Source organism: Nitratidesulfovibrio sp. SRB-5 (genome assembly GCF_019931275.1).
Classification (GTDB): Bacteria; Desulfobacterota; Desulfovibrionia; order Desulfovibrionales; family Desulfovibrionaceae; genus Cupidesulfovibrio.
The window spans coordinates 747,861-761,248 of the sequence record NZ_JAIOTY010000001.1 but is presented as its reverse complement, the minus strand read 5'-3'; the positions used below and the strand labels follow the sequence as shown (position 1 = coordinate 761,248).

Below are 13,388 nucleotides of genomic sequence, written 5' to 3'. Positions count from 1 at the left end.
AAAGCGCAAGAACCGCGCAGGCGAAAGGCACGGGTACGCGCAAATTGCCCGGGAAGGGGACGGGGGGCGGGAGGGCAGGCAATGCCGCAGCCACTACGGCTGGCGTCACAGAAAGCGCTTCACGGCAAGAAGCGCCAGCCGAAGCAGGGGACGCAGCCACGCCACATGGGCTACTGGCTTTTTGGCTCTTCCTTCTCGTAACGTTTCAACCGCTTGAGGTCGCTTTCCGTCTTGCGCCTGAGATCGAACATGGCCTTGTAAATGGCCAGCGTGGACATGATTTCAGCGCGGCACCTCTTTTCGATGCGAGCGTGCTGCCCGCACTCGTACCATTGCCAGACCTGCTTTCCCGATTCGGGGGACTTCTGCTTCAGATACTTCGCGTACAGTTCCCGCTTGGTCTTCGGGTAGGCGAAGTAGGGCCAACCGCCGGAGAATTGGCAGTACGAGATGGCGGAAAGATCCAACTGTCTGCTTCCATAAAGCACATCGTGCAGCCTGTGGGGGGTGTCGATGCCGAATTGTGCACAGCGCGCAAACAGCGCCGGGATATCACTATGAGAAATACCAATCCCCCCCAACATGAGAGATCCATGATCTTCCTTGCCCAGAATGCTCAGCCACTCGCGACACAACAGGCGATACATCTGGCGCAGGGCTTCCTTTTCTGCGCCGTGCTGCCACTCCCAGATGCCGTGCACCCCTTCCACATGGTTGCGCATTGGAAGATAGGTAAGGAAGGTGCCGCCCAATATCTTGTGGTCGGGCAATACCGGTGAATACCGCATGCCGCTGGGCGAACTGCGCCCCCTGTCCTGCTCCGGCACATAGAATTCCAGGTCAAGGAATACGATTTTCGTCCTTTCCGGATGAAAACGCAGCACGCAACCTCCGCAGAAGAAACAATATCGCGTTTGGCCATGCCGCATATAGCATGGCAACACGCAGCATGAACAGCAGATTGGCCGGTCACGCCCAGCCGTTGCCAATACCATACCCTGTGCGGCGGGAGCCGGAATGCAGCCCAGTGTGCGTCCTGTCCATGAAGGGGGCCAGCTGGCATGCCGCAACACGCTGTACTGATAGCGCGCATCAGCAGACACGCAGCACGAATTCTCAACCACAACGTGGTGCTTGCCACAACCTCAGCCGTTCAAACACCAACGGCCCCGACACAATGCCGGGGCCGAAGGGGAATCCTTGCCATCGCTGCCGAGGATGGAGGAAAGAAAATGCGGGATGTCAGGTCAAAGCACGGACAGGACAGACAGTGTCCGAAAACCTGTCAGGATGGAGGTTGCCCGCCGCGCGCAGGCAGAATGCTTCCTAGGCCAGCCCCATCTCGTTCCGCAGCCATTCCTTGATTTCCGGTGTGGGCTCGTAGATGCCGCGCAGGTCTCCGAACTCGGCCAGAAAGAGGTTGGCAAGCCGCTCGGGCAGAGGCGCGCTGTAGATGTCTTCCGCCGCCTCGGAATTGCGGCGCACCAGCCGCACCACCGGGCGCGGCCCCCAGGTGTCCACCACGAAGTAGGTGGAATAATCGTCCTTGGAGCGTACCGGAGGGTATTCGGCGTGCCAGTTGTTGTTGCCCCACTCAAGGTACATGGTCACGGCGTGCTCGGGGCTGAGGTTCCAGTCGATATCCATGTGGCCGAGCGTCTTCAGGTCTTGCATGGGTCACTCCTGCCGTAAGGTTTGCGCGTGCCGTGCGGCCTGCATGCCGCCCGTTGCTGTAAGAATCCTGCTGGCGGCCTGGTTCCGCCCGCTGTCCGGAAAATCTTGTGTCCGCTTCCTCGTCCGGCGGGTGATCCGGTCACCTGAGCGGGCCGGGCTGCCACTCCCGGCCCGCAGGTGAACCGTCGCCAATGTGAAGGAGAGAGCGTGGCTGAGGAAGCACCACTCGACTACACAGTAACAATTACCATTAGCGTGTCAACGCTTTTTCCCGAAAAAACTGTCGCGGTCTGCAACAAGCCGGGTGCAAGCAGCCGTGCACCAGTGCCCGCATGCCGGACACGGCCCGAAGTCACCGCCCGGTCCGTGGCCGGTTATCGCCAACTTGACGGTTGGTGCCCGGTGTGGCTTTATGGAGATGGTGGGAAAGCCTTGGGCCTGCCCGGCATTTTCCCCGCATACGGACATGGTTCCGCCCGTTGCCGCCCGCCCTGCTGCCAGCCGGAGCGCGGACCGGCGGCGGGCCCTTCTCGCAACACCGCGACCTGGGAGGATACATGAAACCGGAAGAATTCGCCCACAAGTTCATGCAAACCGCCACCGCCATGGGCTGCACCCTCAGCCCTTCGGGCAACGTCGTCTGCCCCGGCGGCAAGAACATCTCGGCCGGTAAGGCTGCCGCCGTGTACAAGCGCCATGGCGAAGGCGCGGCCAAGGTGCCCTCGGCGGAATTCCGCAACGAGCCGCACAGCCTGAAGCTGTTCCGCTCCATTGCCGCCAAGACTCTGGGGTAAGCCGACAACGGAAGCCGCCCTTGCGTGGCGGCATGCACCGGCGCGCAGCACAGTGCGGCGGTGCGCAACGACAGCAACGGCGCCCTCTGGGGCGCCGCATTCAGCCTGCATGCCGGGCCGGAACTTCCGGCCCGGCTTTCGTTTGGTTGCCGTCTTGAGACGCGTGTTGGGGTTCGGTCGGGGGTGAGGGCCGGGGCGAAAATCGGAAGGTAAGTTGTGGGGCGGTGTGCCCATGGCGGCATAACAGGTGGCCGTGCCTCACCAGCCCCCGGCACGCCCCCCCCCGCACCGGCCTGTCGGTTCCCGCCCCAGCCGGCCTTTCCCGGCCTTTGCTTGTCCTTGCGTCGTCCCGGCCCGTCGTTCTCCCTCGGCTTCGCTCCGGTTGCACCGGCAGGTGCAACCGGCCCGCTGTCCGGGTCGGCATACTGCTGTGTTGGCGCAACGCGCCTGAAGCATCTGTCCGCCGCCAACGCAAACGGCCCGGAGGTTTCCCTCCGGGCCGTCGCATGTCGTCTTTGACCGGGCTTGCGGTGCGCTAGGCGGCGCCGCGTACCCTCATGCGCGCCATGGCGCGTTGCAGGGCGGCCTGGGCCCGTGCGCTGTCGAGCTTTTCCTTGGCCTGGGCCAGGCGTTGCTCGGCACGTTCCTTGGCCTTGCGGGCGCGTTCGAGGTCGATGTCCTCTGCGCGTTCCGCCGATTCGGCCAGCACGGTCACCTTGTTGTCCGAAACCTCGGCAAAACCGCCGGACACGAAGATCCAGTGCGTCTTGCCGCCAGCCTTGTAGTACAGGCTGCCGATGTTCAACGCGGAGAGGAAGGGAATGTGGTTCGGCAGGATGCCGAATTCGCCCTCGTAGCCGGGGGCGCCCACATAGTCGACCTTCTCGCTGAGCACGAGCCTGTCAGGCGTGACGATTTCGAGATGGAGCGACTTTTCCATGGGTCACTCCTTATTGCTGCTCCTGGCGCTTCTTGTACTTTTCAAGGGCCGTCTCGATGCCGCCCACCATGTAGAAGTCGCCTTCCGCAAGGTGGTCGAAGTCACCGTTCAGGATGCCCCGGAACGCCTTGATGGTGTCTTCCAGCTTCACGTACACGCCAGGCGTGCCGGTGAAGGTTTCGGCCACGTGGAACGGCTGCGACAGGAAGCGCTGGATGCGGCGCGCGCGGGCGACGGTCAGCTTGTCTTCGTCGGACAGTTCGTCCATGCCGAGAATGGCGATGATGTCCTGCAGATCCTTGTACTTCTGCAGAACCTGCTGCACCGCGCGGGCCACCGAGTAGTGCTCGGGACCGACCACGTTGGGGTCGAGGATGCGCGACGTGGAGTCGAGCGGGTCCACCGCGGGGTAGATGCCGAGTTCCGCGATCTGACGCGAAAGCACCAGCGTACCGTCAAGGTGCGAGAAGGTGGTGGCAGGCGCGGGGTCGGTAAGGTCGTCCGCGGGCACGTACACGGCCTGGACCGAGGTGATCGAGCCCTTGACCGTGGAGGTGATGCGTTCCTGCAGGCCACCAAGGTCGGTACCCAGGGTGGGCTGGTAACCCACCGCCGAAGGCATGCGGCCGAGCAGTGCCGACACTTCCGAACCCGCCTGGGTGAAGCGGAAGATGTTGTCGACGAACAGCAGCACGTCCTGGTTCTCGATGTCACGGAAGTATTCCGCGCAGGCGAGGGCGGTCAGGGCCACGCGGGCACGGGCTCCTGGCGGTTCGTTCATCTGGCCGTAGATAAGCGCGGCCTTCTCCAGAACGCCGGCGTCCTTCATTTCGTGGTACAAGTCGTTCCCTTCACGGGTACGCTCGCCAACACCCGCGAACACGGAGATACCGCCGTGCTGCTTCGCGATGTTGTTGATCATTTCCATGAGGATAACGGTCTTGCCCACGCCCGCGCCGCCGAACAGGCCCATCTTGCCGCCCTTGGGGAACGGGATGAGCAGGTCAACGACCTTGATGCCGGTTTCGAGCAGTTCCACCTTGGTGTTCTGCTCGGTGAACTCCGGCGCCGGACGGTGAATGGGCAGGTATTTGTCGGTCTTGATGGGGCCCATTTCGTCAACGGGACGGCCCACCACGTTCATGATACGGCCAAGCGACGCCTTGCCGACAGGCACCATGATGGGCTTGCCGGTGTCCACCGCTTCCATGCCGCGCACGAGACCTTCGGTCGCGTCCATGGCGATGGTGCGGACGACGTTGTCGCCGAGGTGCTGGGCAACTTCGCAGACCAACTGGGGCGCGTCGCTGTTGTTGGGGTTCTTGATGTCCAACGCGCTCAAGATGTTCGGCAGGTTGCCGCTCGGGAACTCGACGTCCACGACGGCGCCGATGACCTGAACGATCTTGCCAATGTTAGCACTCATGTGTGTACGCTCCCTTATTAGCCTTTCAGCGCCTCGGCGCCACCGACGATGTCCATGAGGTCGCGCGTGATCGAAGCCTGCCGCGTCTTGTTGAAGAGCAGCGTCAGGGAACCGATCATGTCGTCGCAGCTGCGCGTGGCGTTATCCATGGCGGCCATGCGCGCCGCATGCTCGCTGGCGGAGGTGTCAAGCAGGCCGCGATACAGCTGCACCTTGATGAAGCGGGGCAGCAGTTCGGCCAGCAGGCCCTCCACGGCGGGTTCGTAGATGTACTCCTTGTTGGAGGCGGGGGCAGCCGGGGCGGCCTCCTCTTCCTTGGGAGCGATGGGCAGGATGGGCAGCGCGATGGGCAGCTGCTTGGCCATGCTCACGAACTCGCCGTAGACCATGATCACTTCGTCCAGTTCACGCGCCAGGTAGGCATTGATGACATCGAGCCCGATCCTGTTGGCGAGCTGGAAGTCGAAGCTGCCCATCTGGTCGGCAAGCGCCATGACGACCTCGTGGTCGGTCTTGCGGGCCGCATCGCGGCCTTTCTTGCCCACGCAGTAGAACTTGACCTTCTTGCCTTCCGCGGCCTTCTTGGCGGCCAGCTTCAGGGCGGTGGTGATGAGGTTGGAGTTGAAGCTGCCGCACAGCCCGCGGTCCGAGGTGGCGAGGACGATCCCACACGTCTTGATTTCCTCGCGCACTTCCAGAAGCGGGTGGACGGAGCTGTCCGCCTTGCTCGCCAGGTCTCCCAGCATGTCATAGAACTTGGCCGCGTAGGGGCGGAACCGTTCTATGCGCTGCTGGGCACCGCGCAGCTTCGCCGAGGCCACCATGTTCATGGCCTTGGTAATCTGCTTGGTCTTCTTGACGCCGGCGATCTTGACCTTGACGTCTTTCAAAGAAGGCATCGGCTACCTCCCGCCTAGGCTTGGAAGCCCTTTTTGAACTCGGCAACAGCTGCCTTCAGGCGGTCTTCGATGTCCGCGTCGAGAGCCTTCTTGGTCTTGATGTCGTTCAGGATGTCGGCCTTCGAGTTCTTGAGGAAGTCGAGCATTTCGGCTTCGAACTTACGAATGGCCAGCACGGGCACATCGTCCATCAGGCCGCGGGTGGCGGCGTACATGGAGGCGACCTGCTGTTCGACAGGCATGGGCTGGTACTGGGGCTGCTTCAGCAGCTCCACCAGGCGCGCGCCACGGTCCAGCTTCTGCTTGGTGGACTTGTCGAGGTCGGAGCCGAACTGCGCGAAGGCAGCCAGTTCGCGATACTGGGCAAGGTCCAGACGCATGGTGCCGGCAACCTGCTTCATCGCCTTGATCTGCGCGGCGCCGCCCACTCGGGACACCGACAGACCGACGTTGATGGCGGGGCGGATGCCCGCGTTGAACAGGTTGGGTTCCAGGTACACCTGACCGTCGGTGATGGAGATAACGTTGGTCGGGATGTACGCGGACACGTCGCCGGCCTGGGTTTCGATGATCGGCAGGGCGGTCAGCGAACCGGCGCCCAGCGAATCGTTGACCTTGGCCGCGCGTTCCAGCAGGCGCGAGTGCAGGTAGAACACGTCGCCGGGGTAGGCTTCACGCCCCGGAGGACGGCGGAGCAGCAGCGACATCTGGCGGTAGGCCACGGCCTGCTTGGACAGGTCATCGTAGATGATCAGGGCGTGGTCGCCCTTGTCGCGGTAGAACTCGGCCATGGTGCAGCCGGAGTACGCCGAGATGAACTGCAGCGGCGCGGGTTCCGACGCGGTGGCGGAGATGATGGTGGTGTATTCCATGGCACCGTGCTTGCGCAGGGTGTCGGCCACCAGGGCGACCGTTGCCTTCTTCTGGCCGATGGCCACGTAGAAGCAGCGGATGCCGGTGTCGCGCTGGGCCAGGATGGCGTCGATGCAGACGGCGGTCTTGCCGGTCTGACGGTCGCCGATGATCAGTTCGCGCTGGCCGCGGCCGATGGGCGTCATGGCGTCGATGGCCTTGATGCCGGTGGGCATCGGCTGGTGCACCGACTTACGGGCGATGATGCCGGGGGCCTTCAGTTCCACGGGGCGGAACTCCTTGGCTTCCAGCGGACCCAGGCCGTCGATGGGCTGGCCGAGGGGGTTGAGCACGCGGCCCATGACCTCGTCACCCACGGGAACCGAGAAGATCTTGCCGGTACGCTTGACCGGGTCGCCTTCCTTGATGCCGGTGTCTTCGCCCAGAAGAGCAACACCCACGTTGTCCTCTTCAAGGTTCAGCACCATGCCCATGAGACCGCCGGGGAACTCGAGCAGTTCCATGGCCATGGCGTTACGGACGCCGTAGACGCGCGCAATGCCGTCACCGACCGAAAGGACGGTGCCGGTTTCGCTCATCTCGACCCGCTGCTCATAGCTTTGGATCTGCTCTTCGATGATCTTGCTGATTTCTTCGGCTTTGATCTGCATAGCCCTACTCACCCCTCTTGATGTTGTCTTTGAGGATACCTAACTGCGCGCGCAGACTGGCATCCAGCACCCGGTCGCCGACCTTCAGCACGACGCCGCCAAGGATGTCCTTGTTCACGCTGAAGGTGAGTTCCAGCTTGCGTCCGGCCTGCTGTTCAAGAGCCGCCTTGACCTGTGCGCGCTTTGCTTCCGCAAGTTCAACGGCCGTCATCAGCTCGCCGCGGATGACGCCCTTTTCGGCGTCGAGGAGAACGCCGTAGAAGGCCTGTATGTCGGAAAGGCAGTCGAGACGCCCCTTGTCCGCCAGCAGCAGACAGAAATTGCGGACGGTGGCGCTGACGCCGTACTTCTCGACCAGTTTGAGGATGACGTTCCGCTTCTCACCGACGGTGATGATGGGATTGCGGAAGATGCGGCCAAGTTCGGGTGCCTTGTCGAGAGCCCCGGCAAGCGCGGCAAGGTCGCTGCCGAGCTTCTCGAGCTCACCGACGCCCGATTTCGCGCCCAGCGCAAAAAGCGCACGGGCGTATCTGCGAGCTACGATGTTGCCGGTCAATTGAGCACCACCTTCGTTAAGTATTTGTCGATGAGCTTCTCGTGCTCCTTACCAGTGAGCTTTTCCTGAAGCATCTTTTCGGCGGCGGCAATGATCTTGTCGGCCATCTCGGCGCGCATGGTCTCCATGGCCTGCTTGATCTCGTTCTCGGCCGTGCGCGCGGCCTGCTCGGTGATCTGGGAGGCGGTCTTTTCCGCCTTCTCGATGATGGCGGCCTGCATGGCTTCGCCCTGGGCACGGTATTCGGCGAGAATGGACTGCCGTTCCTGCTCAAGGTTGGCTATGCGGCGCTCCACATCGGCCAGGTTCTTGGCGGCCTCGGCCTTGCGGCTTTCAAGGTCGTTCAGCTCCTGCTCGATGCCCTTCCTGCGCCCGGAGAAGAAGCCCACAATCTTCTTGCCCGCGGCCCAGTAGATGATGCCGATGAAGATGACGAAGTTGGCGACACGGAAGGCGAAGTTGCCCCAGTCGGCATGATGCTCGCCCCCGCCTTCGGAGGCCAGCGCCACGCCGGCGGTGACAAGCACCAGTCCGAGCGCCGCTGCACTGTGTTTCAGCCCTTTCAACGCCGATCCCTCCTTGCTGTTGCGCACTGACGTGGAGTCTTAGCCCAGCACCTTGGCGGTAGCCTTGGCGGCCAGCGCGTCGACCTGCCCCTTCAGGGTATCCATGGCGGTCTTCACCTGCGCGGCCACCTCCTGGCGAGACTTTTCGAGGTAGTCCTGGGCCTGCCTGCCGGCGTCGGCCAGGATCACCTGCTCCCGGGCCACGCCCTCGGCACGGGCCTTGTCGCGCTCGGCCGTGGCTTCGGCGCGGGCCTTGACAAGGGTGGCCTCGTAATTCTTCAGCTTGGTGTCGGCCTGGCCGGCGAACTGCTCCGATTCGCCGAGAAGACCGGACATCTTGTCACGCCGCTGTCTGATGATATCCCGCACCGGCCGGATGAGGATGGCATTCAGGACAACCAGCGTCACAAGGAAGTTCACCAACTGGAAGAAGAAGGTGATGTTCAGATCGATCATGCCTGCTCCCTTGGTGAGGTTGTGAATTTAAGCTCAAAGTCGGGTAGGATTTAGCTGATTACCACGGGGGTGTCAAAGTCTTTTTTCCTTTCCAAACAGTCTTCTGGAAGCCAACCCGCCGTCATTCCGGCACAAATGAAAAAGCCGCCCGAAGGCGGCCGAAAAAGGCATGTGAACGGTGGGGGTTTATTCCGTCTTTTCCGCGGGCTGCATGGTGATGCGCCCCTCGATGACGGCGCCCTCTTCCATCACCAGCACCGGGGTGGAAAGATTGCCGTTCAGGTTGCCGGTGCGGTGCAGGATCACCTTGCGCTGGGCAACCACCTCTCCGGTGACGCGGCCCGACAGGATCAGCTGGCCCACGCGCACCTGCCCCTCCACGTTGGCGTCCTTTCCCACGATGAGCGTGCCCTCGGAATGCACCTCGCCCACGAAGTTGCCGTCTATGCGCACCGCGCCCTGAAAGCTCAGCTGGCCCTGGTATACGGTGCCCGCGCCGAGGAAGGCGTTTATCTCGTCCCTTGCCATGTGTGTCGCCTCCTTTGTGAGCGAAAGTGCAACGCTGTCGTGCTTGGTAGTTTCAGCAATCACGAGGTCTTGAACATGAATCGCCGCATGGAGACATTGAGCACGATCCCAATCAGGCTGAAATTGACCAGGGTTGCGCTGCCGCCGTAGCTGATGAAGGGCAATGGCACCCCCACCACCGGCATGAGCCCCATGACCATGCCCATGTTGATCAGTATCTGCCAGAAGAAATAGAAGAACACCCCTACGGTCAGGTAGCTGCCGAAGCGGTCCTTGGCGTCGCGCGCGGTATTGAAGATGCTCAGCAGGAACAGGCAGAACAGCACCACCAGCAACACGCACCCGATGAAGCCCCATTCCTCGCCAAGCACGGCCAGGGCGAAGTCGGTGTGCTTTTCCGGCAGAAAGCGCAGCTGGCTTTGCGTGCCCCCCAGAAAGCCCTTGCCCCACAGCTGGCCCGAGCCGATGGCGATCTGCGACTGGATGATGTGGTACCCCGCCCCCAGCGGGTCGTTGCCTGGGTCGAGAAAGGTCATGATGCGCTGCTTCTGGTAGTCATGCAGGCGAAACCATGCCAGCGGCAGCATGGAGGGCACCACCACCAGGCAGGTCTTCAGCACGCCCGGCTTCACCCCGTGGAACAGGGTTATGCCGCCCAGCAGCATCAGCAGCAGCAGCGTGGTGCCAAGGTCCGGCTGCATCACGATGAACCCGGCGGGCAGGCCGCCCAGCGCCAGCACCTCGAACAGCCCCTTCCAGCCCAGCGGTTCGCGGCTGCGCGACAGAAAGCGCGCCCCCATGATCAGGATGGCGATCTTGGCCACCTCGCTGGGTTGCAGGTTCATGAAGCCCAGCGGCAGCCAGCGCCGCGCGCCGTACACCACCTTGCCGAACACCGGGATGGCGGCCAGCAGGATCATGGTGACGATGAACAGCGGCAGGGCCAGGCTTTTCATGTGCCGGTAGTCGAACAGCATGAAGAAGACCATGCCGCCAAGCCCCATCAGCCCCCACAGAAGCTGCTTCTGGTAGAACGTGGAGACCACGATGCCGTCTTCCATGCGCACGCCGCTGGCCGAATACAGGTTGGCCACCCCGAAAAGGAACAGCAGCGCGGTGAAGCCCACCAGGCCCCAGTTCATGTGGGTGATCAGGCGTCGGTCGATGGGGCTCATTGTCCGTCCTCCGGGGCCACGTTCTGGAAGCGCCGCAGCGGCGGCACCACGCCGTCGTCGCCCCCCCGCCCGTCAGGCGTGTCGGCGTCGGGATCGAAGGTGTCGGGGTCGTAGCGGTGCTGGCCCTCGCGCGCGTCCTCGACTTCGGGGGGTTCTGCCCCTCTGCCCGTCGCGCGGTCACGCCCGGCGGGACGCGCCGAACGGCCCGTAGGCACGGTGCGCAGCCCTTCGTCCTGCCGGTCCAGTTGATCCTGCCTGTCCTGCGAATCCTGCTGGTCACGCTGTTCATGCCGTTCGGGCGCGCCTACTGCCTGACCGGGTCGGGCGGGCGGCGTGGCCGGGGCAGCCGGGCGGGTGCCGGGCGTGACTGGCGCGACTGGCGCGACTGGCGCGACTGGCGTGACTGGCGTGACTGGCGTGACAGGCATGGCTGGTGCGGATTGCGACGGCTGCGCCGGGGCAGTCGGGCTGACCGGACTGGCCGGCGCAACCTGCCCTGCGGGCACGGCAGTTGTCGTACCGGGCGGTGCGCCGAAAAACTTGTCGAACACCCTGCGCGCCACGGGGCCTGCGTCGGAACCGCCGTGCCCGCCGTGCTCCACCATGACCACCACCACCAGCCGCTTGCCCGCCTTTTCGCCCCACGTGGCGATCCAGGCGTGGTCGCGGTGCTCGTAGGCCAGATTTTCCGTGCGCACGCGCTCTTCGCCCACCATCTTCAGCTTGGTGACCTGCGCGGTGCCGGTCTTGCCGCCCATGACGGCATCCGAGCGGCGCAGCACCTTGGCGGTGCCCCGGTCGTCGTTGACGGTCAGGCGCATGCCGTCGAGAATCATCTTGCGCCCGGCGGCGGTGAACGGCAGCGAAGCACGCACCACCTGCTCCTCGTCGGCCAGCAGGCTGGGCTTCAGCAGCTTGCCCCCGTTCATCAGGGCGGACACGAAGGCCGCCACCTGCACCGGCGTGACCAGGGTGAAGCCCTGGCCGATGGAAATGTTCAGCGTCTCGCCCCGGTGCCACGGCTCGCCGAAGCGCCTGCGCTTCCACGCCTTCGAGGGCACCAGGCCCGACTTTTCGTGCGGCAGGTCTATGCCCGTGGCCGCGCCGAAACCGCAGGCCTTGGCAAAGGCCTCTATCTTGTCGATGCCGAAGCGATCGCTCATCTGGTAGTAGTACACGTCGCACGATTCGATGAGCGAACGCATCATGTCCACGCGGCCATGGCCGCCCTTCTTCCAGCAGCGGAACACCTGCTTGCCCAGCGCGACCTCGCCCGTGCACCACACCGAGTCGGCGGGGTTCACGCCCTCGTTCAGCAGCATGCCCGCCATCATCAGTTTCCACACCGAGCCGGGCGGGTACACGCTCTGGATGACGCGGTTCTGCAGGGGGTGGCGGGGGTTGTCGCGCAGGGCCGTCCATTCCTTCAGCGAAAGCCCGGCGGCAAAGGCGTTGTTGTCGAACGACGGCTTGGTGACCAGGGCCAGCAGCTTGCCGGTGTCGGGGTCCATGGCCACCACGCAGCCGGTCTGGTCTTCCAGCGCGTCCCAGGCCACCTGCTGCAACCCGAGGTCGATGGCCAGGTCGATGTTCTCGCCGCTCTGCGGCTCCTGTACCAGCTTCTTGTTCAGCTGGCGCCCCAGCACGTCCACTTCCAGCTGATGCAGGCCCTTCTGGCCGCGCAGGCGGCGTTCCAGCACCAGTTCCAGCCCCTGCTTGCCCACGAAGTCGCCAAGGTTCAGGTTCTTGTCGTCTTCCAGTTCCTTTTCGTTGGCTTCGGCCACATACCCCAGGATGTGGGCCATCAGCTCGCCCTGCGGGTAGTTGCGCTTGGAACGGGTGACGATTTCCAGGCCCGGCCATTGCAGCACACGGTTCTCGATGCGCGCCAGCAAATCGAAGGGCATGTCGGAGATGAGCAGCAGGTGCTCGAAGGGCTTCACCCGCTGGCGGTCCTGGTTGAACTTGGCGGTAAGCTGGTCAAGGGGGATGCCCGTCCACTCGCTGACCTGGGCCAGGGTGGAGGGAATGTCGCGGCAGTCTTCGCGCACCAGGGCCAGGCCGAAGGCGGGACGGTTCTCGGCCAGCAGGCGTCCGTCGCGGTCACGCAGCAGCCCGCGCGAAGCGTAGATGCGTTCCTGGCGCAGCCGGTTTTCGCGGGCCAGGCGCGCGAAATCATCGCCCCGGTGAATCTGCAGGTACCAGAAACGCACCACGAACAGGAAAAACAGCCCCGCCACGATGCACTGGAGCAGTATCAGGCCCGCGCGGGGCGGCTGAAAGCCTTCCGGCTCAAACTGGATGCGCATCGCCCATGCATCTCCGGCGCACGAAATGGGTCAGCCACCAGGCCGGGGGAACGACGCAGGCCTGCCACACGCTTTCCAGCAGCAGCCTGTCCCGCGGAATGTCCAACTGCTGCAACGAGGCCATCATCAGCGTGAACAGGAAGTGGCACACGCCGAGGCCAAGGCTGATCAACACCACGAAAGCCAGGTTTTCCGCCTCGAACAGCCAGCGCCCCACGTTGAAGAAGACCAGCAGCACGCCGTACCACAGGACGGTGGAGCCGAAGGCCAGCGTGCCCGCCCCTTCCTGCACCAGCAACAGCACCAGCAACAGCCAGAAGGTCTGGTAGTGGCGCCGCTCCTGCAAGGATACCAACAGCCCGGCCACCAGCACGTCGACGCCCGGCAGCACCTGCTGGAGCCACACGCCCACGAAGATGAAGCAGGCCCACCAGGCAAGATTGCTGAAATTCATGAATGTTCCGGCATTGCTGGGTGGTTGTGCCCAACTGGCTGGGGTTGGACTGGCTTTGGCCGGGCGCCAGGCCGCGACGGACCTGGAC

Annotated in this window: 13 protein-coding genes and 1 pseudogene; 1 reads left to right on the top strand and 13 read right to left on the bottom strand. The window is 63.7% G+C overall.

The annotated features are described in order from the left end of the window. Positions 1-170: 170 nt before the first annotated feature. Together K6142_RS02960 and K6142_RS02955 are read right to left on the bottom strand one after the other, a co-directional pair. Entirely contained in the window at positions 171-884 is a 714-nt protein-coding gene (locus tag K6142_RS02960; protein WP_190244761.1) for a hypothetical protein, read from the bottom strand. A 442-nt stretch (positions 885-1,326) separates the two neighbouring features. Then, positions 1,327-1,674, bottom strand: a complete 348-nt coding sequence (locus K6142_RS02955) for a DVU0772 family protein (RefSeq protein WP_190244760.1) — start codon at positions 1,672-1,674, stop codon at positions 1,327-1,329. A 557-nt stretch (positions 1,675-2,231) separates the two neighbouring features. On the opposite strand from K6142_RS02955, the gene K6142_RS02950 reads away from it, so the two are divergent. Beyond that, positions 2,232-2,468, top strand: a complete 237-nt coding sequence (locus tag K6142_RS02950; RefSeq protein ID WP_190244759.1) for a hypothetical protein — start codon at positions 2,232-2,234, stop codon at positions 2,466-2,468. Positions 2,469-3,003: 535 nt separating this feature from the next. Here the strand turns inward: K6142_RS02950 and K6142_RS02945 are convergent. From K6142_RS02945 to K6142_RS02895, 11 genes and pseudogenes are all read right to left on the bottom strand, one after another. Next, complete coding sequence (locus tag K6142_RS02945; RefSeq protein ID WP_015946454.1) at positions 3,004-3,408, bottom strand: F0F1 ATP synthase subunit epsilon; 405 nt, start codon at positions 3,406-3,408, stop codon at positions 3,004-3,006. A 10-nt stretch (positions 3,409-3,418) separates the two neighbouring features. Beyond that, positions 3,419-4,834: a F0F1 ATP synthase subunit beta gene (gene atpD, locus K6142_RS02940; protein ID WP_015946453.1), complete on the bottom strand. Its 1,416-nt coding sequence runs from the start codon at positions 4,832-4,834 to the stop codon at positions 3,419-3,421. Positions 4,835-4,851: 17 nt separating this feature from the next. Further along, a complete protein-coding gene (locus K6142_RS02935; RefSeq protein WP_190244758.1) occupies positions 4,852-5,733 on the bottom strand; it encodes a F0F1 ATP synthase subunit gamma in 882 nt (293 codons plus the stop codon). Positions 5,734-5,747: 14 nt separating this feature from the next. Then, positions 5,748-7,256 (bottom strand): F0F1 ATP synthase subunit alpha, encoded by a 1,509-nt coding sequence (gene atpA / locus K6142_RS02930; RefSeq protein WP_190244757.1) that lies wholly within the window; start codon positions 7,254-7,256, stop codon positions 5,748-5,750. A gap of 4 nt (positions 7,257-7,260) precedes the next feature. Further along, positions 7,261-7,812 carry an ATP synthase F1 subunit delta gene (atpH, locus tag K6142_RS02925; protein ID WP_190244756.1) on the bottom strand — a complete coding sequence of 184 codons (552 nt, stop codon included), beginning with the start codon at positions 7,810-7,812 and terminating at the stop codon, positions 7,261-7,263. Then, positions 7,809-8,378, bottom strand: coding sequence for an ATP synthase F0 subunit B (locus K6142_RS02920; protein ID WP_015946449.1), 570 nt, complete (start codon positions 8,376-8,378; stop codon positions 7,809-7,811). Before K6142_RS02920 ends, atpH begins: the two co-directional genes overlap by 4 nt. Before the next feature lie 39 nt (positions 8,379-8,417). Next, positions 8,418-8,834, bottom strand: a complete 417-nt coding sequence (locus K6142_RS02915) for an ATP synthase F0 subunit B (protein WP_015946448.1) — start codon at positions 8,832-8,834, stop codon at positions 8,418-8,420. Between the two features lie 186 nt (positions 8,835-9,020). Beyond that, positions 9,021-9,362, bottom strand: a complete 342-nt coding sequence (locus K6142_RS02910; RefSeq protein ID WP_035068447.1) for a polymer-forming cytoskeletal protein — start codon at positions 9,360-9,362, stop codon at positions 9,021-9,023. Between the two features lie 59 nt (positions 9,363-9,421). Further along, a complete protein-coding gene (gene rodA, locus K6142_RS02905) occupies positions 9,422-10,537 on the bottom strand; it encodes a rod shape-determining protein RodA (protein WP_190244755.1) in 1,116 nt (371 codons plus the stop codon). Between the two features lie 530 nt (positions 10,538-11,067). Further along, positions 11,068-12,846: pseudogene (gene mrdA, locus K6142_RS02900) on the bottom strand (penicillin-binding protein 2); the annotation flags it as partial. Further along, a complete protein-coding gene (locus K6142_RS02895) occupies positions 12,830-13,300 on the bottom strand; it encodes a hypothetical protein (RefSeq protein ID WP_190244753.1) in 471 nt (156 codons plus the stop codon). The pseudogene mrdA and the gene K6142_RS02895, both read right to left, overlap by 17 nt. Positions 13,301-13,388 lie beyond the last annotated feature (88 nt).